Origin of the sequence: Amycolatopsis thailandensis (assembly GCF_002234405.1) — a bacterium.
Lineage (GTDB): Bacteria > Actinomycetota > Actinomycetes > Mycobacteriales > Pseudonocardiaceae > Amycolatopsis > Amycolatopsis thailandensis.
The window spans coordinates 66,566-86,492 of record NZ_NMQT01000035.1 but is presented as its reverse complement, the minus strand read 5'-3'; the positions used below and the strand labels follow the sequence as shown (position 1 = coordinate 86,492).

At 70.2% G+C, this 19,927-nt stretch carries 16 protein-coding genes; 13 read left to right on the top strand and 3 right to left on the bottom strand.

The genetic code is table 11. The features are described from left to right. Positions 1–7 precede the first annotated feature (7 nt). From CFP71_RS11640 to CFP71_RS11630, 3 genes are all read left to right on the top strand, one after another. Complete coding sequence (locus CFP71_RS11640; protein ID WP_093933849.1) at positions 8–856, top strand: hypothetical protein; 849 nt, start codon at positions 8–10, stop codon at positions 854–856. Positions 857–886: 30 nt separating this feature from the next. Further along, a complete protein-coding gene (locus CFP71_RS11635; protein WP_093933848.1) occupies positions 887–1,897 on the top strand; it encodes a hypothetical protein in 1,011 nt (336 codons plus the stop codon). Between the two features lie 81 nt (positions 1,898–1,978). Next, positions 1,979–2,839: an endonuclease/exonuclease/phosphatase family protein gene (locus CFP71_RS11630; RefSeq protein WP_093933847.1), complete on the top strand. Its 861-nt coding sequence runs from the start codon at positions 1,979–1,981 to the stop codon at positions 2,837–2,839. Positions 2,840–2,845: 6 nt separating this feature from the next. Here the strand turns inward: CFP71_RS11630 and CFP71_RS11625 are convergent, their stop codons facing one another. Together CFP71_RS11625 and CFP71_RS11620 are read right to left on the bottom strand one after the other, a co-directional pair. Continuing rightward, the gene (locus tag CFP71_RS11625) at positions 2,846–3,262 is read right to left on the bottom strand and encodes a Dabb family protein (protein WP_093933846.1); all 417 of its coding nucleotides are present in this window, start codon (positions 3,260–3,262) and stop codon (positions 2,846–2,848) included. Next, positions 3,259–4,446, bottom strand: a complete 1,188-nt coding sequence (locus CFP71_RS11620; protein ID WP_244199640.1) for an MFS transporter — start codon at positions 4,444–4,446, stop codon at positions 3,259–3,261. The genes CFP71_RS11625 and CFP71_RS11620 overlap by 4 nt, the downstream gene beginning before the upstream one ends. A gap of 80 nt (positions 4,447–4,526) precedes the next feature. On the opposite strand from CFP71_RS11620, the gene CFP71_RS11615 reads away from it, so the two are divergent. The 4 genes from CFP71_RS11615 to CFP71_RS11600 all read left to right on the top strand — a co-directional run bounded on the left by CFP71_RS11615 (position 4,527) and on the right by CFP71_RS11600 (position 9,025). Continuing rightward, positions 4,527–5,870: an FAD-binding protein gene (locus tag CFP71_RS11615; protein ID WP_093933872.1), complete on the top strand. Its 1,344-nt coding sequence runs from the start codon at positions 4,527–4,529 to the stop codon at positions 5,868–5,870. Between the two features lie 23 nt (positions 5,871–5,893). Further along, positions 5,894–6,661, top strand: coding sequence for an EI24 domain-containing protein (locus tag CFP71_RS11610; RefSeq protein WP_093933845.1), 768 nt, complete (start codon positions 5,894–5,896; stop codon positions 6,659–6,661). A gap of 24 nt (positions 6,662–6,685) precedes the next feature. After that, positions 6,686–7,123, top strand: coding sequence for a MarR family winged helix-turn-helix transcriptional regulator (locus CFP71_RS11605; protein WP_244199639.1), 438 nt, complete (start codon positions 6,686–6,688; stop codon positions 7,121–7,123). 108 nt (positions 7,124–7,231) lie between these two features. Continuing rightward, positions 7,232–9,025, top strand: a complete 1,794-nt coding sequence (locus CFP71_RS11600; RefSeq protein ID WP_093933843.1) for an MSCRAMM family protein — start codon at positions 7,232–7,234, stop codon at positions 9,023–9,025. A gap of 56 nt (positions 9,026–9,081) precedes the next feature. On the opposite strand, the gene CFP71_RS11595 is transcribed toward CFP71_RS11600, so the two are convergent. Continuing rightward, positions 9,082–12,066: a 3-keto-alpha-glucoside-1,2-lyase-like domain-containing protein gene (locus CFP71_RS11595; protein WP_093933842.1), complete on the bottom strand. Its 2,985-nt coding sequence runs from the start codon at positions 12,064–12,066 to the stop codon at positions 9,082–9,084. 144 nt (positions 12,067–12,210) lie between these two features. On the opposite strand from CFP71_RS11595, the gene CFP71_RS11590 reads away from it, so the two are divergent. The 6 genes from CFP71_RS11590 to CFP71_RS11565 are packed head-to-tail and all read left to right on the top strand — an operon-like array spanning position 12,211 to position 19,915. Then, on the top strand, positions 12,211–13,032 hold the full coding sequence (locus CFP71_RS11590) for an SMI1/KNR4 family protein (RefSeq protein WP_093933841.1): 822 nt from the start codon (positions 12,211–12,213) through the stop codon (positions 13,030–13,032). Between the two features lie 28 nt (positions 13,033–13,060). After that, positions 13,061–14,374, top strand: a complete 1,314-nt coding sequence (locus CFP71_RS11585) for a hypothetical protein (protein ID WP_093933840.1) — start codon at positions 13,061–13,063, stop codon at positions 14,372–14,374. Next, positions 14,371–15,426 carry a hypothetical protein gene (locus tag CFP71_RS11580; RefSeq protein WP_093933839.1) on the top strand — a complete coding sequence of 352 codons (1,056 nt, stop codon included), beginning with the start codon at positions 14,371–14,373 and terminating at the stop codon, positions 15,424–15,426. Before CFP71_RS11585 ends, CFP71_RS11580 begins: the two co-directional genes overlap by 4 nt. A 1-nt stretch (position 15,427) precedes the next feature. After that, positions 15,428–18,460 (top strand): tetratricopeptide repeat protein, encoded by a 3,033-nt coding sequence (locus CFP71_RS11575; RefSeq protein ID WP_093933838.1) that lies wholly within the window; start codon positions 15,428–15,430, stop codon positions 18,458–18,460. Positions 18,461–18,518: 58 nt separating this feature from the next. Beyond that, a complete protein-coding gene (locus tag CFP71_RS11570; RefSeq protein WP_093933837.1) occupies positions 18,519–19,046 on the top strand; it encodes a DUF3592 domain-containing protein in 528 nt (175 codons plus the stop codon). An 8-nt stretch (positions 19,047–19,054) separates the two neighbouring features. After that, positions 19,055–19,915, top strand: coding sequence for a DUF3592 domain-containing protein (locus CFP71_RS11565; protein ID WP_093933836.1), 861 nt, complete (start codon positions 19,055–19,057; stop codon positions 19,913–19,915). The last annotated feature ends 12 nt before the right edge of the window (positions 19,916–19,927 follow it).

Below are 19,927 nucleotides of genomic sequence, written 5' to 3'. Positions count from 1 at the left end.
GAGCGTCATGAACACAGTGGACCCGGAGCGGGCCCGGCACGACCGCGTCGAGCGCCTGCGGGGAGACCGCCGCCTCCTCGTGGGTGCGATCCTGGCTTCGGTCATCAGCCTGGCCTGCGGTTTCCTGGCCGGACACGGCTTCGGAGACCTCCTTGAGCAGCTCCGGACCATGGCGATCGACAGCGTCTTCGACGACCGTGGCGACGCCGAACCTCCGTACGGTCCTGTGTGGGGGACCTTCGGCTTTCTCGGTTGCCTCGCGGCAGGCAGTCTCACCGGGGCAGCCGTGCGGCGCTACCAAGGACGGCCGTCGGGACCGGTGTTCCCGGCCGTGCTGGTCTTCGCGGCCAGTACGGCCGGCGTCTGGGTTTCGTCCCGAGGGTGGCTTCCGCCGCTCGCTGTCGGCACCGCTGTCGACCCGGTCTTCCACGAGGACGAAAAGTGGGGGTTCTGGGCGTGGCTGATGTACTACGCCGACCGGTGGGTGCCCGCGCTCCTGTTCGTCCTGACGGCGCTGGTCTCGTGGTACGCCGTCCAGGTTTCGCGCCGGTACGCCGAGATGGTCCGGACCAGGGACCGGCTGCTGCGACACGGGCGCCGGATACCCGCCGGAATCGTCGAGGTGAAGCTGCGCCTTGCAGGCGACGAGTCAGGTACCCGGGTCGTGGGCGCGGACGTGACGGTGTCGTTCCTCGACCTCGCGGGCGTCCGGCACTGGGTCACCCGCCGAACCCGGGAAACCACCATCTCGGCCGCCGAAGTGCTGTTCGACCCGGCTTCACCTTCGGACGACAAGAAGATCTTCGTGGCGCTGCGGCGCCATCCCGCCCTCGGTGACTGGCTGCCCGCGAGCTGAGCCCCACCCCGAAAGTCTGGAGACACGTTCATGTCGGCTGTAGCAGGACCGGTCGCTCTCGCCCGCGGGTTCCTGACGGGAATCGTCATCGGGACGACCCTGTGCGCCTTCGTCGTGGGGATCATCATCGAGTACGGCCCGCTGATCATCACCGGCGTCGGGCTCCCGGTCGTCTACGGAATCCTGCGCTACCTCGCCGGGGCACCGCGACGCGCTCGCGAGGCGCGGACGGCCCCGGTGGTCGCGCTCGCGAAGATCGAAAGCCTCCGGGCGGGCGGCACCGAGACGGGGGACATCCCGGTCGATTTCGACCTCACCGTCGCGCCCGACGGCGCGGCGCCGCATCGCGTGAAGATCACCCACGGCGTCAACCTGGTCGACCTCCCGGACTATCGGCCGGGCGGGATCCTCGTCGTCCAGTACCAGCCGGACCGGCCATGGAAGGCGCGGGTCGCGGAGCGGCTGTCACCGGAATGGGAGCGCCGCGTGGCCGGTGCCGTGATCGAGTCCGCTCCGGAGTCCAGCCTGGTCCAGGAACCACCGGAGGGCTGCCTGTTCAGCGCGCTCGCGTTCCTCGGGCTGCTGCTCGGTGCGGCGCTCGTGCTTTTCCTGTTCCGCGCCGAACTGTTCGCACCGGAAACGCCTGAGCGCACTGAAGAGCCGCAGTCCAGCGTGACCACTTCCTCGTCGGGATCCGCGACCGTGAACGTCGACAGGTCTCTGCTGGGGGAGGGGGAGCTACGCCGGGCGATCGACGCGCTGGCGCAGGCCACGGACGTCTCCCAGGTGATCACCGTGGTCGTCGAGGAGCGACGGCTGACCGTGGTCTTCGCGCCGACGGGCGCCCAGGTGCCGCGCTTCGACCTCCGTGCCCTTCCCGTCGACCGTGTCCCGCCCCTGGTCGAAAGGGCGACGAGCACGATCGACGTCGGGTCACCGCAGACGTGGCAGGTCACGATCGTGCCGTTCGGGACCGCGGTGAGCAGCCGCGTCATCGTGACCGGTCCCAAGGGCAGCGGCTCGCTCGCCGGCGACGGCTGAGGTGTCCGGCGCCTGGCCCGCCGTTGAACACTCGCCTGACGGCTGGACTTTCCCCTCCTCCCACCGGTAGACCGAGATCCCGTGACCTCCGCCAAGCGCCGCCTCGCCGGCGTCCTCGCCGTCCTCCTGCTCACGATGACCGGTGTCGCCACCCCGGCCGCCGCGGCAACGAACCTGACCGTGCTGAGCTTCAACATCTGGATGCGGGGCTCGCACGGCGGGATCGGTTCGGTGGTGAACCAGATCCGCGCCTCGGGTGCGAACGTGGTGGCGCTTTCGGAGACCGGCGGTGGCGCCACCGAAGCCATCGCCGACGCGCTGGGCTGGCAGCACACCGAACCCGGCTGGGACATCGACGTGATCAGCGCCCTGCCGATCCAGGACACCGATTGGAAGTCCTGGAACGACACGGGCGCGCGGGCCATCACAGCGAAGATCGCCGGTGTCTGGGTCTACGCGATCCACCTGGACTACACGAAATACGGCCCGTACAACGCGTGCTTCGACAAGGACAGCGTCAGCACGATCCTCGCCGACGAGACGAATCGCCGCCGTCAGGCCGAGCAGATCGCCGAGTGGACGGGCAGCAGCCCCGGCATCGTCGCGGGCGACCTGAACAGCCCGTCCCATCAGGACTGGACCGCGGCCGCCAAGTCACGGCACTGCGGCTACGAAGTGGCCTGGCCGACCACGAAGGCGTTCACCGCCCGCGGTTTCACCGACTCGTACCGGAAGCTGCGGCCCGACCCCGTCGCGGATCCGGGCGACACCTGGTCCCCGGTGGTCAAGGACAACCAGGGCAGGCCGGAACCGCAGGACCGGATCGACTTCGTCTTCTACCGCGGCGGGTCGATCACACCCGAGAGCACGCGCACGTTCGGTGGCGGGACGGGCTGGCCGTCCGACCACCTCGCCGTGCTCAGCTCGTTCACGGTGTCCTGACCACGGTCAGGAACCGTGCTTTCCGGGCGCGGCGCTGCCGGAGTACTCGCCGAGATCGGAGACCAGCTTGGTCAGTTCGGCGTCGTTGTCGTAGCGCCGCTGGTGGAGTTCGGCGATCTTCGTGCCCATCTCGGGGTCCGCGTCGTCGGTGATGTCGAAGGAGACGAACTTGTCGACCAGCGGCAGCCCGACCCGGTCGGTGTTCCGGTGCGCCGGGTGCATGAGGTACTCCCAGTAGCCGTCGAGGTCTTCGATCGCGAAGACGGCGCCCCATTCGTAGTCGCCGCCGAAATCGCGGCCGACGACGAACGACTTCACCGACGGGATGACCCGGCCCTGGTTGCGGAGGCTCTCCAAGGCTTCCTCGATCTGCTCCGGGGAGGCTTCGGGCCGCAGGGTGAAACGGTTGCCGTGGTAGATCATCGTGTTTCCTTTCGGTTGTTTCCGGTTGACCGGGAGCCGACGGCGGCGACCGCCGCGCCAGCTCCCAAGGCGATGCCCGTCCAGGTGAAGGCGTCGGCGATGCCGATGCCCTGGACGAGTGGCTGGACGACGAGCGGGGACAGGAACTGCCCGAGGAAGATCCCGGTGACCAGGCCGCTGAGCACCCGGCCGCGCTGCGCGGGATGGGCGAACTCGGCCAGGCGCAGGTTGAGATTCGGGACGATGAGACCGACACCGAACCCGCCGACGAGCAACCCGGCGACGATCTGGGCGACGGTGCCCGCCGCGCCGATCACCAGCCAGCCCACGCCCAGGAGCGCGACGCTGGCCGTGGTGATCGCCGTGGCGCTCAGTCGCTCGCGCAGGCGGGGGAAGACCAGCGCGCCGACGACGCTGGTTAGTGTGCTCCCGGCGACCACGGCGCCGATGACGGCGGGGCCGCTGCCGAAACCTTCGAGCAGGAACGGCAACTGCGTCGGCGCCATGTAGAAGATCAGCGTCGCGACCAGCGCCAGGACGTACACGCCGACGATGCGGCCGGGCAGGCGGGTCCGCTCACTCGTGCCGGCCGCCGGTTCGTCCCGTCTCGGTTCCCGCAGCGAGAAGATCGCGAAGACGGCCACGATCGCCGAGACCGAGTAGACCCAGAACGGCGCTTGCCAGCTCACCGTGGCCAGCAGCCCGGCGAGCGGCAGGAAGACGACGCCGCCCAGGCTCGCGAACGCCTGCTGGAGCCCGAGGAACGAAGCGCGGCCCGGACCGGAGAACCAGTCGGTGATCAGCGTGCTGATCGAGGTCATGATCCCGCCGACGGCGATCCCGAGCCCGGCGCGGGTGACCAGCAGCAGGTAGAGGTCGTCCACGAAGAACCCGGCCGTACCGGCGACCGCGTAGAGCCCGAGCCCGGCCAGGAGCAGCGGGCGGCGTCCGACGCGGTCGGCGACGATGCCGGAAAGGGGCGCGCTGATCGCGATCGCGAGCGAGGTCACGGTCAGCGCCAGCCGCACCAGAAGGCCGGAACCGGGCGTACCGGAGAAGACCTCGCGCATTTCGGGCAGGCTGGGCGCGATGATCGCCGCGGCCATGATGGTCAGCGGCGCCGCGGCGAGCACGGTGCCGCGGGCCAGGCGCGTCGGGGTCGTGGTGTCCGCTCGGTTCGTCACGACACCAACCTCGCAGCGGGACCACGGTGTTCGCGTCGGTGAAAATCGCCTATGTCCGCCCGCGTCGGTAGCGTGTGATCATGACCGACGAGATCCTGCCCGCCATCGCCGGAGAGATCCTCGCCGGAGAAGCGGCCCTGTCCGCCGCGGGGCGGGACTGGGGGAATCTGATCCACGCCAGGCCGGGCCTGGTGGTGAGGCCCGCTTCGGTGACCGATGTGGCCGTGGTGCTCAGGTTCGCCGCGGCGCGCGGCCTGCCGGTCGCGGCTCGTGGAGCGGGTCATTCACCGTACGGCCAGGGACAGGTCGAGGGCGGGATCGTGCTGGACATGACCGCGCTGCCACCGCGCCGGGTGGTCACCGGTGATCTGGTGTCGGTGGACGCGGGTGCCCGCTGGCGCGAAGTCCTGGAAACGACCTTGCCCTACGGGCTGACCCCGCCGGTGCTCACCGACTACCTCGACCTGACCGTCGCCGGCACGCTGGTGGTCGGCGGGATCGGCGGCGCGACCCATCACCACGGCACCCAGACCGACTGCGTGGTGGAACTGGAGGTCGTCACCGGCACGGGCGAGGTGCTCACCTGCTCCCGGGACACCGACCGGGAACTGTTCGACGCCGTTCTCGGCGGCCTCGGCCAATGCGGCGTGATCACCCGCGCGACCCTGCGGCTGATCCCGGCTCCGGCGAGGGCCAGGCGCTGGAAGCTTTACTACGACTCACTTCCGGCGTTCCTGGCGGATCAGCGCGCCGTCGTCGGAGACGGTCGTTTCGACTACGTGGAAGGCCAGCTGATCCCCGTGGACGGTGGCTGGCGGTACATGCTGGAGGCGGTCGCCTACTACAGCCCGGCCGACGGCCCGGACGAAGCCGCGCTGCTGGATTCACTCGAGTTCGGCGAGTCCGAAGACGAGGACACGACGTACTTCGACTTCCTGAACCGGATGGCCGACGGAGAGGCGGCGCTGCGAGCGGAGGGAGACTGGTTCCGTCCGCATGTCTGGCTGAACGTCTTCCTCACCGACGGCGCCGTCGAGGAGGTCGTCGCCGAAACACTCGCAGCCACCGGCGAAGCCGAGTTGGGCGCGACAGGGCTGATCCTGCTCTACCCGGTGCGAAACGACCGGCTGAAGACGCCTCTGCTCCGCGTGCCGCCGGGTGAGTTCTCCTGGCTCTTCTCCCCGCTTCGCACCGGCTCTCCCGACGACCCGCTGCACAACGCGCGCTTGATCGAGCTCAATGTGGACCTTCACCGGAGGGCGCGGGGCCTGGGCGGAAAGGTCTATCCGTCGAACACGCTGCCGATGACCGCCGAGGACTGGCGCGAGCATTTCGGTCCTGCGTGGCCGAAGCTCGCCGACGCGAAAGCCCGGTACGCGCCGGGGAACCTGCTCAACCCGGGACAGCGGCTCATGGTCGGCTGAGGCCGCACTGGTAGAAATGTCCGATGCGGGATTTCTTCAAGGGGTTCGGGATGTTCTGGCAAGGCCTGGGCATCCTGCTGCGGTCGCCGAAGCTGTTGCTGATCGGGGCACTGCCCGCGGTGCTGACCACGCTGCTGCTGCTCGGCGGAGTCGTCGCCCTGGCGTTCTGGATCGACGACCTCTCGCTGGTGCTCACTCCGTTCGCCGACGAGTGGTCGCCGCGATGGCAGGTGCTGATCCGGGTGGCCGTCGGGATCGGGGTGTTCGGCGCGGTACTGGCGATCTGCCTGATCGGTTTCACCGCGCTCACGATCGCCGTCGGCGGGCCGTTCTACGAGCACATCGCGGAGAAGGTCGAAGACGACCTGGGTGGAGTGCCCGGCGCCGTCGAGCTGTCGTGGTGGCGTTTGCTGGTGATGGGCCTGAAGGACGGGCTGGCGCTGGTGCTGCGTTCGCTGCTGTTCACGATCCCGCTCATGTTCGCGGGCTTCATCCCGGTGGTGGGGCAGACCGTCGTCCCGGTTCTGCTGGCCCTGGTCACGGCGTGGTTCCTGGCGCTGGAACTGATCGCCGTGCCGTTCTACCGCCGTGGGATGGGCCTGAAGCAGCGGCGCCCGCTGCTGCGCCGGCGCCGCGCGCTCGCCCTGGGGCTCGGTCTTCCCGCCTCGCTGCTGTGCTTGATCCCGTTCGCCGCGTTGATCGTGATGCCGGTGGCGTTCGTCGGCGGGGTGCTCGTGGCGCGTGAAGTCCTCGCGATGGACGCGGCGGATCAGCCGCTCCGGGTCGCCTGAGCTTCGCGAAGGAGGTCGATCGACGTGCTCCCGCAAGGGCTGGATGACAACCTCGGCTGGCTCCTCGCGCAGGTGTGCCGGGCACACGGAACCGCACTGGCGAACGCGGTTTCCGGGATCCCGCACGGCATGCGTGGCTACCAGGCGCTGTGCGGCGCGGTGCACGGGAGCGCGCGGAACCAGGCGCAACTGGGCAGGCAATTGGACGTCGACCGCACCGTGATGGTGTACCTGGTCGACGACCTGGTGGCCGCCGGGCTGGTGGAACGCGTGGTGGATCCGGACGACAGGCGCAACAAACTGATCCAGGGGACCGAGGCCGGGCGGAAGCTGCTGGAAACGACCAAGGCCGCGATCCTTTCCGCCGAAGCCGAGGTGCTGGCCCCGTTGGCGCACAAGGACCAGGACCGGTTCCGGCAGATGTTGCGCGCCGTCGTCGCGTACAACCTCGGCGGCCGCTAGCGGGAGTCATGGCGTCGCGGACCCCTCGGTCGCCGGTGTGTGTCAGGTGACGCAGACACCGGTGGATCCCCGCCGTCATCGTTGACGCGACACTGAGGGGAGCTTCCGATGAAGAGATCATGGGTGCTGGCCGCCGTCATACCGATCGCCGCGTTGCTCACGGCCGGTCCGGCGGCGGCCGACGAGGGGGTCGTGTCCGGTGTGGTCAAGGCCGCGGGGACCGGAGAGCCGGTGGCCGGAGCGTGCGTCACGTTGTTCGACCTGGACCTGAAGGAAACCGGCTCGGGGTGCGCGGGACCGGACGGCCGCTACGAGATCGCGGACGTCGTCCCCGGCAAGTACAAGGCCCGCGCGACCGCGGCCGGATACGCCGAGCTTTGGTCGTACAACAAGGGAAGCGCGCTGGCCGCCGAGGTGGTGGACCTGCCGCACGGCCTGGACTTCGCGCTGCGGCAAGAAAACTCCACGGTCCGCGGGCTGATCACCGATCAGGGCAAGCCCGCCGCCGGTGCGTCGGTGAGCCTCACCGATCAGAACCAGCGGTGGTGGTCGACGGTCCTCGCCGGGGCGGACGGTACGTACTCGTTCAGCGGCGTCACCGCCGACACCTACACGATGGTGATCACGTTCGGCGACCGCACGCAATGGATCCGGCAGAAGGCGAGCTTCCCGGAGGCGGACACGTTCGCCGTCACCGACGGCCAGGTGGCCGTCGTCGACGAGGCGATCGCACCGTTCGGGAAGCTTCGAGTGATCGCGACGGACGAGAAGACCGGCGCGCCCGTCGCGGGTGCGTGCTCACAGTTGGAACAGGGGCACCCGCCGCAGTCGCGGAAGTGCGCGGGCGCCGACGGCGTCATGGTCTACGAGGACTTGCCGCCGTTCGGCTACTACACGCTGAGTGTCTGGGGGCCGGACGGTTCGTACTATCCGGTCAACTCGCAGCGGGTCGAGCTGACTCCGGGGCAGACGACCGACTTCCGGGCGTCGATGAAACCCGCCGCTTCGATCGTGACCACCGTGCGGGACTCGAAGACGAAGGCTCCGCTGGAGGACATCTGCGTCGACACCTACGCCCTGCCGATCGTCGGGGTCCTCGACGCCGACTACCGGTATTACTGCAGTGACGAGAAGGGCCGACTGGTGATCGGGCCGATCGAGCCCGGCGCGTACAAGCTGCTGGTCAAGCCGCTGGACGAGCGCTACGGCATGCAGTGGGCGGGCCAGAACGGCGGCACCGGCGACATCGGGCGCGCCCGCGTCGTCACCGCCGAACTCGGCAAGGTCGTCTCGACGGCGGACATCAAGATGGACCCGGCGGGGACGATCACCGGCACGGTCACCGACCGGGCCACGGGCGCCCCGGTCAACGGCGTCTGCGTGTACCCGTACGCTGTCGATCCCCGGATCGGCTTCCGCTTCGACGTGAACTGCAGCCGGAACGGCGGGACCTACACGATCAAGGGCCTCGGCCCGTACGACTGGCCCCTCGAGTTCGCGTCCTCCCGGGGCGACTACGCGTGGCAGTGGTCCGGGGACGCCGCCGACCGGTTCGCCGCCCGTCCGGTGCGGGTGCGGCCGAACGCCACGGTGACCGAGAACGCCGCGCTCGTGCCGAACGGCGCGGTCAGCGGGCGGATCCTCGGCAAGGACGGGAAACCGGCCTTCGGCTACGTCTACGCCTATAACGCCCGGACCGGCGAGGTCCTCGACTCGACGAATTCGGACTCGAACGGGCAGTACGTCGTCAACGGCCTCACCACCCAGAACGTCAAGATCAAGTACTACACCGACGCCGAGTGCTGGCACCGCGACGCGGCCGATTTCGCTTCCGCCACCCCGGTTCCGGTCACCGCGGGGCAGACGACGGGAGGCGTGGACCTCGGTCCGTGCCGCCGCTGACCACCCGCGACGGAAGTCCGTGAAGGCCTCCTTGAGGCCTTCACGGACCACGTCACCTAGCCGATCGGTTCGATCCAGATGTTGCGGAACCGCGGGTTCTCGCCGGGATCCCCGTGATCCTGGAGCCGGATCGCGCCGGGCCCGGCGTTCTCCGGGTTGCTGTCGCCGGTACCGCCGTCGATCTCCACGTCGTTGTGGACCACGACACCGTTCCAGACCACGGTCACGCGGGCGTTGTCGGTCTTGTTCCCGGCGCCGTCGAACCGCGCGGCGCGGAAGGTGACGTCGTAGGTCTGCCAGGTGCCGGGCGCCGTCGCCATGTTCCGGTCAGGCGCCCGCTTCGAGTAGATCGCGCCCGCCTCGTTGTCGGCGAGAGTGGTGTCCCCGAACGATTCCAGCACCTGCAGTTCGTAGCGTTCCTGGAGGTAGATCCCGCTGTTCCCCCTCTGTTGCCCGGTGACCTCCGGCGGATAGTTCGGTTCGTTCCACTCGGCGTGCAGCCGGAAATCGCCGAACTGCTGCTTCGTGCGGATGTCGCCGCCGTTCGACTCCATCGCGCCACCGGACACCGGCCAGGTCGCGGCACCGCCCGCGCGTTTCTCCCAGGCGTTCAGGTCGGTTCCCTTGAACAGCTGGACGCGCTGGGACTCGGTGACCGTGAGGCTGTCGAGGTTGACGTTGCCCCCGTCGCCGGTGTCGTACCGGTAGGAGATCGTGTTCGACCCGGCTTTGAGGTTGAGCGTGTCGGGCTGCGTGTTCCACGTGTCCCAGTTGCCCGTACTGGCGAGCCTGACCTGTTTCACCTTGGCGCCGTTGACGTAGACGGTCACGGATTTGGTCCCGGGAGCGGGATCCGGGCCGTTCGAGTACCGCAGCGCGGCGTTGTAGGCACCGGTCTTGGGCGCGTTCACGGTGAACGTCGTCGCGGCGCCCTGGTTCCAGTAGCCGTCGACGAATCCGGTGCCGGTGTAGCCCTTGTGGTTCGTGTTCGTCGCGGCGCCACCGCTCACCGCGGCCCGCTCGGCCTCGTAGGTCGTGCTCGCCGGCGGCCCGCCGACCAACGAGTTCAGCGTGTACCAGGCCTCCGTGCTCCACAGCGCCGCACCGGACTCCGAGGCGAACGGCCGCGGGGACCGGACGTGCACGACGTGCCCCGCCTTCAGCCCCGCCACCTGCAGCGTGACCTTCTTGCGGTCGGGCGACAGGCTCGCGGAGGTCACGGACAGGGTCTGCTCGTCGATCTTCGGGCCGCCGTATGCCGGAGTGGGCTGGTAGCGCCACTGCTGTGCCTGGTATTTCGCCGCGAGGTTCTGCGCGGTCGCGGTCGACAGCGGCTGGGTGTATTCGAGTTCGAAGCCGCCGGCGACGGCCCGCATCGCGCGGATGTCGAAGGCGTTCGTGCCGTTGGGCGTCACCTTCTGGAGGCCGTAGGCGAGCTTGCCGGGCTGGCCCCAGTTGCCCCCGCCGTCGATCCCGCCGGTGTAGATCGCGCCGTCGGGTCCGAGGCTGATCCGGCTGACACCCGATTCGAGTCCTTGGGTGAGCCGGAAGACGGCGCCCTGGTATTCGCCGTTGACCTTCTCCAGGAAGGCTCGCTGGAGCCCGCCGTAGGTCACGTCGCCGTACACCATCTGCCCGGCGAAGGGGCCCTGCGAGAGCATGACCATGTTGCTCGGCGAGTTCGCGATCTCGTTGTGCGGCAACCACAACACCGGCGCGGTGACCGGCTTCGCGTCGAACGGTCCCGGGGGATTGGTGTAGTGGTTGAAGAAGCGGTCCTGCTTGACCCGCACGAGCTTGTTCGCCGGCAGCCAGCCGCCCTGGTTGTCCGTGACGAAGACGTCGCCTTCCGGTCCCCAGCCGATGCCGTGCGGCGTGCGCAATCCACCGGCGATGTAGGACACCTTCCCGGTGGCCTTCTCGACCTTGATCGTGGTCCCGCGGTTCGCGGCGGGCTGCGGATCGGTCGTGGCGCCGCCGTAGTTGATGGCCACGGAAAGGTTGGCGTAGAAGAAGCCGTCCTTGTACAGCAGGCCGAACGCGAACTCGTGGAAGTTGCCGCCGAACGGCCAGGTGGCGACGGTGCGGTAGTCGTCGGTCACGCCGTCGCCGTTGGTGTCGTTCAGTTCGACGAGCCGCGTCTTCTCCGACACGTACAGCTTGCCGTCGACGTACTTGACGCCCATCGGTTCCTTCAGCCCGCTGGCGACGCGCTTGGTCCGCACCTTGCTCGGGTCGGTGTTCCCGCTGACGTTGCTCAGCAGGTGGACCTCGCCGAGGACTTTGTCGGAGCCGCCCCAGGTGGCGATGGCGAGCCGCCCGTCGGGCAGCCAGTCCATCCCGGTGACCTGCGGCTGGAACCCGTCGGGACGCAGGTTCGTCAGCGTGAAGCCGGGGTGCACGGCGTTCAGCGGCAGGCCGTCACCGGGCGAGTCGGCGGCGCCCTCGCACTCCTTGCGTCCCGGCGAAGTCACCCGGACGACGTCGGCGTCGGTGCTGAGCACCGAATTCGGCACGAGCGCGAAGTCGCCCGCGCCCGGTGGCCGCCATTCGAGGGTGACCTGCTGGTCGTTGGTGTTGTCGAAGTGGTCGATCCGCAGCGCGTGGTAGCCGGTGCTCAGCTGGACCGAGCCGGTCGCCGGTGTCGCTCCGTGCAGGCCGTCGTGGTTGATCACGGTCTGGCCGTCGACGCTGAGCCGGGAGCCGTCGTCGCTGGTGAGCCGGAATTCGTACTGGCCGGCCGTGGCGATGTTGATGTTCCCGATGACCTCGGAGACGAACCGCTCTTCGAGCCCGAAGTCGGCGGTGCTCGTCCAATTGATCGTCGGCATGAGCTTGTCGACGTTGGGGGTCTGGCCGGTCTTGATCGCGCAGAGCTTGGTGATCTCGCGTTGCAAGTCGTACGTGCGGAGCGTGACACCGGGTTGCTGGGGTGGGACGGCCGCTGCGGCCGGAGCCGTCACCAGCCCTGACAGGCCCGTGACCAGCGCTAACGAGACGATTATGGACCGGTTGAAGCGCTTGCGGACAGACGGAAGCATCGTTGCCCCTCGGGTCGGCGGCGGAGCACCTCTGTGACGCCGCTGAACCTAAGAGGACTTTCGTATGAAGTCAACGAAAGTATGTACAACTCGGACGAAAGTTACCCCGAACGGTCGCGCCAGGTCGCTGGCTAGAGTCAGGGCGTGGGGAACCTTGACGATCTGATCCAGCTGATACCGCCGCCGGGGGGGCCGGTCGATCCCGGCGGGGATTGGCAGTCGGCCGAGAAAGAGCTCGGGCTCGTACTGCCGCCCGAATTCAAAGCGCTCGCCGCGCGCTATGGAGCGGGAAACTTCGACGACATCTCGCTGCTGAGTCCCGGCGAGCTGGTCGTGAGCGCGCGCGATCTCCTCGGAACGGCAGGAGCGTTCCGTGACGACTGCCCGGAAATGGTGCCCTTCGCGCTGTGGCCCGAGCCCGGTGGAGTGCTGGAGTGGGCCCGGACCGGCAACGGGGACTCACTGTGCTGGCTCACCGAAGGCGAACCCGAAGACTGGACGACCGTGGTCTGGAACCCCCGGGCCGGTTCAGGCCGCTACCCCCTGGGCGCGGTGGCCTTCCTCTGCGCCTACTTCGGCGGGCGGCTCGACGTTCCGTTGCTCGGTCCGCCGCCGCCGGAGCCGTGGTTCGATTCTCGCCGCGACAGATCCCATGTGTACGTCAAGCTTTCCGCGGGCGAGCTGCCCTACGAGCAACGCCTCGGAATCCTTCGCGACACCCTGAGTCCCACCGCGGACCGCGGATTTCATGACGAGGGTGAAGGCAACCGCCAGTACCACTTCAAGGCCTGCGACCGAGACTGGTTGCTGACCTACGAAGACTGCTACGGACACCAGATCCGGGTCGCGTTCCCGCCGGAAGACGACGGCGAGGCGCGTGCGGTGATCCTCGGCGCCGTGGAGGCGATGGGGTGTCAGGTGCTCAGAGTCATGACGATCGAAGGCAAACCCGCCTGGCTCGGATAGAGTCGTGATCAGCGCGAGGGGAGGGCGAGTGACGACGGGATCGAGCGAACCCCGCCTGCGTTCGGCCGTCCTCACTCGGGCTTGGGAACGCATCGACGGCGTCGAGGTCCTGTCGTCGGCCGACGGCGGACCGCTGACCCGGACGATCAAGAAGATCATCGACCCGCTGGTGATCCGCACGGTGGCGCGTCCGCGGCTCGGTCGCCCCGTCCTGGACGCGATCGCGGCGGCGGAAGTGACGGAACTGCTCCTGGCCGACGCGGACAGGCTGCGCGCGACGGCCGCGTGGTTCACCCATCTCAAGCGACAGCGCCGGGCCTTGCGCATCACGGCGGGCAACGTCCAGGACGTCTGCTTCCCGCTGGCGTACGAGCTGGCGACAGGCTTCGGCCCACCCGGGCCGGAGGCGGCCGAGACGGCGTCGGCGGCGTTGCGCGATCTGCACGGCGAGGGCGGGACGGCAGGCGTCGATCAGCTCGCCGGGTACCTCGCGGATCCCCGGATCTCGGCGGACCTCACCCGGGAACTGGAGCGCCGCTGGCACGCCGAGACCGCCCCGGATCAGGACATCGCGCGGCTGAAGTCCTTTGTGGACGAACTTTCCGACCCGGCCTGGCGCGCACTCGCCGGTTCGGCCGCCGGACACGCTTTCGGGCTCGCGCTGCGGCAACCGGACGGCGCCCGCGCCTTGAGCCGGACCGTCCAGGAGATCTCCGGGCTACCCGCGCCGGATCTCGGTCTCCAGCGCGGCGATCGCACCGCCGTCCCGCCGCTGAACCGGCGCGACGAGTCCGGCGCCGAACTCCTCGAACGCAGCGTCGAACGGCGGGTGCGCGCGACCCTGCGCCGTCTTCCCCCGGACGAACGAGCTCCGGTCGCCGACCTCGTCGACGACGAGCTGGCCCGCGCGGCCGCCGGATTCGGGCTGAGCGTGCCCGCCCTGGCCGCGTGCTTCGCGCTCGGTGTCGTCCTCGCGCCCGCGCTGCGGCCACTCGACGGCGCCGCTCCCGCGGGCGTGCCCGAATTCGCGCGACAACTCAACGCCCAGGTCGCGCGGGAGGGCTACGTCCTGCACGCCCGTCGCGCGCTGGCCGCCGCCACGCCGCTCACCCCGAGGCCCGACGCTGAACTCTTGCGCGATCTTCGCGAGTTCGCCAAGCAGTTCCTCAGCAGGTTGTGGGTCCGGCTGCACGGCTTCGACGTCCGAGGCGACCTGCCCGCCGACGCCGCCGACGTCCGCGACCTGGTCACCGGCGTGGTCCGCTCCACCTCGCTGGATCTGCGGACGAAGGTGCGCCGCGCGCTCGTGGCCCGGCTGCCGCGTCTGGAGGCCGTGTCGTGACGCATCCGGTGCACACGCCCGTGGTCGCGGCGGACGGCGGCCTGATCCGGTTCATACTCGCCGATCTGCTCGTCAGCCGGGCCACGTCGATGCGGCTCGAACTCAGCGACGGCGGGGCCGCGGAACCGTGGCTGACCCGGCTCGTGGGTGCGGAGACCAGCCTCGCCGTGCTCCGCCAAGGCCAAGCCGATCTGCCCGCCGGCCCGGAACTGGGCAGGCTCGCCTTGCTGCTCTGGCTGCGTCGCTGGTGGCCCGCGAGCCCGTCGCTCGGGGTGCCCCCACTCGACCCGGCGTTGCTGGACCTCGAAACGGCGGTCGCGACAGCCGACGTGGAGGACCTGGCCGAAGGTCTCCTCGACGGTTTCGAAGCTTCCCCGGCCGAGTTGTTCGACACGGCGATCGCGGACGGCGCCCTCCTCGCCGCCGCGCCGCCGGTCGCGGGCGAAGTCCGCGGACTGTGCGCACGCCTCGCGGCCTGGTTCGACGCCCAGGACGACGTCGTGCGAGCCGAAGCCGCGGCGGAAGTGTCGTCACGGTTGGAAAACGCGGCGCCGGGTCAGCGCGCGTACGCACTGGCGGCGGGCACCGATCCGGTCATGACCGGTGAAGGCGTACTGGCGAGCGGACGGGCGAGCGTCGACTGGGCACGGGTGCCACCGGGGATCCTGGACGCCGCCGAAGACACCGTGACCTGGCGGATCGTCGCGGCCGCGGCGGCCACCCGGCTCGAAGTCGAGGTAGCGGGCGCGTTCGCCGACGCGGCCATCACCGCGGTCGCGGCCCGCGACGGCGAGCCGTTCGCGGAAGTGCCGTTGTCCTTGGGGGCGGGGCGATTCACCGGTACGGCCGACCTGGACGACGCCGCGACCCGGCTCGCCGCCGAAGTCCACAGTGGACGGATCACGCTCATCGTGGGCGTCGCGGGCGAAGGTGTCGCCGGGACCACCGCCGAAGACCGGGCTCAGGTGGTCGCGCTCGTGCGGGCACGGCCGCCGGAGGCGAGGACGCTCGCCGAGCGGGCGGCGGCCGCCGCGGACGACGAGGAGTTCTGACGTGCTCGTCGGCATGCCGCCGCCCCAAAACCCGCCGGACCGCCCGCTCCCGCCCGAATTGAGTGCCGCGACCTCGCATGGCTACAACTGCCGCTGTGTCGCGAAGCATTTCGGCCTCGACCCGGCCGCGTACGGCGAAGTGCCGGCGTGCTCGCTCTCCGAGAGCAAGTACCGCAAGCTGCTCGTCGAAGCCGCCAAGGTCCAGGACCAGGCCAAACAGCTCGCCGCGGTGCGGAACGTCGCCGCCGCGCACCGGAAGTACGCCCGGATGCGCGAGATCGCGCAGCGGCTCGACCGGACCGATCTCGAACTCGCCGCGGTCAGCGATCTGGCCACGGTCTGCTATTCCGCGGGCGACCTGCGCAACGCGCGGCAATGCGCGGAGGCCGTGCTCCACGTCTTCAAGGTGAGCACGGCCGCCATCGTCCACTTCGGTCAGTACGCCGAGGTGCGGATGATCGAAGGCTCCCGGGAGGTCGCCGATCGTGTGCTCATCTCCCTGGCCACCGAAGAAGGGGACGTCGCCAAGGCTCGCGAGCTGATCGCGGGGCAGCGCAGCCGGGCGGCGTTCCGCAAGGACGCGGGGCCGGACCAGTATCCGCCCGAGTTGCTCGACGTCCACGGTTGCGACGAGATGGAACTGCGGATCCTCGACGCGCGCGTCCAGATCGCCGCCGGGGATCTGGCGGGGGCGCGGGTCGCGCTCGAGGAGAGCCTGGCCGGGCTGGAGGCCCTCGCGGAGATCGACGAGGTCCGCGAGCGGGCCGTCCAGCAGCAGGCCATGGCCAGGGCCGAACGTGCCCGGATCCGCCACGCGGGCGGCGAGGACGCGGACGCGCGGGCCGATCTGCTGAGGCTGAGCGCGCAGCACGAGGGCGGCCCACTGGCCGCGAAGACGGGCATCGGCCTGGCGGAGGCCCGCGCCCTGGCGGGCGACTTCCCCGGCGCGGTCGCCGCGATCGTCGCCGCCCGCGACGAACTCGCGGCGGCGGGTCTGACCGGCGACGTCGCGGAGGCGAGCTTCGCGCTGGGCACGTTGCTGCTGTACACGGGCGACGTCGCGCAGGCCAGGGAACAGTTCGAGCACGCGAAAACGATCCGGACGTCCAATGACGACGTTCCGGGTCTGCGCCTCGTCGACACCGCACTGGCCCGCTGCGCCGCGGCGGAAGGCGACTGGGCGACGGCTGAGGACTTCGCGACCCGCGCGCGGGAATCGGCGCGGGGGTCGGGGGACTGGTCGGACCTCCTGCACACGGATTTCGTCGCGGCTTCCATCGGTTTCGCTCGCGGGAACGATCCTCGGGCGGTGCTGGACCTGATGCTCCCGCTGACGCTCGCGGCGGCGGAGTACCGGTTCGAGTTCGTCTCGCCGGAGGCGCGCACGGCGTGGGCGCGGGACATCGCGGCTCCGACGATGGGGATGGCGTTGGCGCTGCTCGCGCAGCTTCAGGAGCCGAGGCTGGCGGCGGAACTGATCGAACGCACCTGCGCCGTCGGCGCGTACACGGGAGTCGAGAGGCCGTCGCTCGGCCTGACCGGGACACTGCCCTCCCTCGAAGTCATTCCGTCCACTGAGGACGATCGGCTTCCGTTGGCGGCCTTGGGTTCCGTCACCTCGTCGCTTCCGCTTCGGCTCGCCCCGCCGCCCGCCCTGCGCTGGTCTCCGTCCTCGCCGATGGAGCTGGATCGCTGGCACCGCCTCGCCACCGAGTGGTATCGCCTGCCGCGGCTCGCCGCCGAAGCCGTCGAGACGTGGCCCGCCGCCCGGTCGGGGAGGGAGACCTTCATCCTGCGTTTCGCCGACGCCGGGCACACGTTCCTCAGCTGGCGGACCACCGGGGACCTCGACACCGTCCACACGCATCCGATCGACTTCGCGCTGGTCGGGACCGCCCGTCAGTTCCTGGACGACGCCTCCCCGACACCGCACGAGGGCGAGAGCGTGGCCGACGCCGTCCGGCGCTCCCTGGGCGAAGACGCGTTCGGCGGCTTCGCCGGTGAGCAACGCCTGGCCCGCGTCCTCGCCCTCAATCTCCTGCCCGCCGACCTGGTCGCGGCGCTCCGTCGTGCCGCCGCCGACGGGAACCGCCCGCTCCTGCGGATCCAGCCGTCGCCCAGCCTCGCCGGTGTCCCGTGGGGACTGCTGGCGCTGCCCGACCGGCGGGCCGATCACGTACTCGAACTCGACGAGATCGGCACCTGTTTCGACGGCGACGAGCGCGTCCTCGACGTCGCCGACGTCTCTCTGCTCGCCCCGGCCGCGATCCCGCGTCGTCCGCCCGGCGCGGACGGCCCGCCGGTCTACCTGCTCGACCCGCGAATCCCCGGACAGAGCGCCTTCGGGGAACTGGGCTCCGTCCTCGGCAAGCAGGACGCGACGTCGCCGCTGATCCGTCATCTGGACGCGAGGCTCGCCGACGGCCCGGTCCTGCCCGCCGTCGCCCGGGGGCTCGATCTGGTCCGCCGCACCGACACCGACCGGGCCCTGCTCGCCGAACTCCTGTCGCGGCCCTGCTCCCGGCTGGTGTTCGTGGGACACGTCAGCCGCGTGCGCGACGAGTACGGCGCGCAGACCGCGCTGCACCTGTCCTGTTCGGCCGACCTTCCCGGCACGGCCCAGCCGATCGGACCGCACCGGCCGTTCACCGCCGCCGACCTCGCACTGTCCGAAGTGGACGCCATGCCCGCGCGGGTGGCGCTGATCGGCTGCGCCAGCGCGGGCGATTTCGGCCTGGCCGAACCGTTCGGCGTACTGCTCGCCGCCGTCGCGGCCGGAGCGGGGCTGGTCGCCGCCACAGTCTGGGCGCTGCCGACGTCGGCCGCCGTGCCCGGTTCGGATCCGATGTCCGAACTGGTCATCGCCGTCGACACCGCGCTCGCCGGTGAGGATCCGGTCGGCGAGCTGTGCGCGTGGCAGCGTTCCCGGCTCGCCCGCTGGCGCGAACAGCCGGAACCGGCGACCTCGCCGGTGTTCTGGGCGCCCCTGACCTGCCTCGACGCGACCGACGACGCGAAAACCTGGGTTCGGTAGCAGAGCGGCCCGCTGAAGCTGTGTCCAGCGAGAACGACACGGCGAAAGGCGGCACCCGATGTTCAAGAAGATCCGCGACAAGATCAACGACGCGACGCAGCAGGGCATGGCGCGCGGGCAGCAGGACTTCCAGCGGCACGCCGAGCAGTTCCGGCAGGCCGCCGCCGCGCAGGGGCACGACATCACCCCGCAGCTGCCGACGCCGCAGCTGGCGGCGCAGGCCTTCCGGGGCCTCAACGCCGATCCGGACATGGCGGAGTTCATGGCGCTGCCGATGGACGAGCAGCTGCGCCAGCAGCAGGAACTCCAGGCCTACGGAACCGAGCTGCGCCGGCTCTACGACACCTGCCAGCCCGCGACCCTGGTGATCCGCGGGCTGGAGCCGACCGGCCGGAAGATCGCCGGACAGGCGCAGTACACCGCGACGCTCGAGGTCACCCGCGCCGACGGCACCACCTACCGGACGGTGACCTCGCTGATCACGCCGCTGGCGACGATCCAGCAGTACGCGCCCGGCACCCGCCACGAGGCCCGCGTCGACCCCGCCGACCCGGCGAAGGTCGCCGTGTTCGGGCCGATCGGTTAGGGGCGGTCATGTTCGGGTCCTTCGAGTTCGGCCTGCCGGAGCACCCCCGGCAGGCCCGCCGCCCCGGCCTGCGCATGTGGCTGCTCGGCGTGCCGACGACGCTCGCCTGGGCGGTCACCGGCTGGTCGGGCGCGCTCGGGCTGCTGGACGGCTTCCGGTTGATGTCGCTGAACCGCGTCGACGCGTGGGGGGCCGACGCGGGCCCGGCGGTTTCCCTCGTCCTGCTCTTCAGCGTCGCGATCACGATCGCTTCGTCGCTCGGGTTCGCGATGCTGTGGAGCGGTGGGATGTCGCTGCGCGGGATGGGCGTCGGCTTCCGGGCGAGCAGCCTGGCCGCGTCGCTCGGCATCGCGCTGGGCAGCGGCGTCGCGATTCCGTCGTGGACACCGCCCGAATCGGTGGGGAAGCGGCTGCCGTTCGGTGACGGCGCGGCGGAACCGTGGACCGACGTCGACTGGATCGTCTACTACGAGCCGTATCTCGTGCCCGCGGTGGCCGGGGTGACCGCGCTGGTCATGATCATGGTGCTGGGGCGGGCGTTCGTCAGCAAGGCGGAGGCGGACGACCGCGCGCAGGCGCTGGCCCAGACCGGCGTCCAGGTGATGGGGCAGGTCGTCGGCGTCGAGTTCACGAACGTCTGGGTGATGGGGAATCCGCGGTTCACCGTGCAGGTCCGGTTCCCCACGGAAACAGGGGAGCGGACGGTCGTCGCGACGATGATCACCGCGCCGCTGCAGGCCCCGGCCCGCGGTTCGACGGTGAAGGTCACCTACGACCCGCGCGACCCCGACGTGGTCCAAGTGGATCCCGATCCCGCTGATCGGGCCGCCGGTGGCAACCTCGGTGCCTTCCTGCCACCACTGTTCTGACCCCCTCTACAC

What these genes read in the sequence shown, in the direction of transcription:
- CFP71_RS11600 (WP_093933843.1), top strand. Translation starts at nt 7,232, where the DNA reads ATGAAGAGATCATGGGTGCTGGCCGCCGTCATACCGATCGCCGCGTTG.
- CFP71_RS11615 (WP_093933872.1), top strand. Translation starts at nt 4,527, where the DNA reads ATGACCGACGAGATCCTGCCCGCCATCGCCGGAGAGATCCTCGCCGGA.
- CFP71_RS11570 (WP_093933837.1), top strand. Translation starts at nt 18,519, where the DNA reads ATGTTCAAGAAGATCCGCGACAAGATCAACGACGCGACGCAGCAGGGC.
- CFP71_RS11635 (WP_093933848.1), top strand. Translation starts at nt 887, where the DNA reads ATGTCGGCTGTAGCAGGACCGGTCGCTCTCGCCCGCGGGTTCCTGACG.
- CFP71_RS11610 (WP_093933845.1), top strand. Translation starts at nt 5,894, where the DNA reads ATGCGGGATTTCTTCAAGGGGTTCGGGATGTTCTGGCAAGGCCTGGGC.
- CFP71_RS11640 (WP_093933849.1), top strand. Translation starts at nt 8, where the DNA reads ATGAACACAGTGGACCCGGAGCGGGCCCGGCACGACCGCGTCGAGCGC.
- CFP71_RS11565 (WP_093933836.1), top strand. Translation starts at nt 19,055, where the DNA reads ATGTTCGGGTCCTTCGAGTTCGGCCTGCCGGAGCACCCCCGGCAGGCC.
- CFP71_RS11625 (WP_093933846.1), bottom strand. Translation starts at nt 3,262, where the DNA reads ATGATCTACCACGGCAACCGTTTCACCCTGCGGCCCGAAGCCTCCCCG.
- CFP71_RS11595 (WP_093933842.1), bottom strand. Translation starts at nt 12,066, where the DNA reads ATGCTTCCGTCTGTCCGCAAGCGCTTCAACCGGTCCATAATCGTCTCG.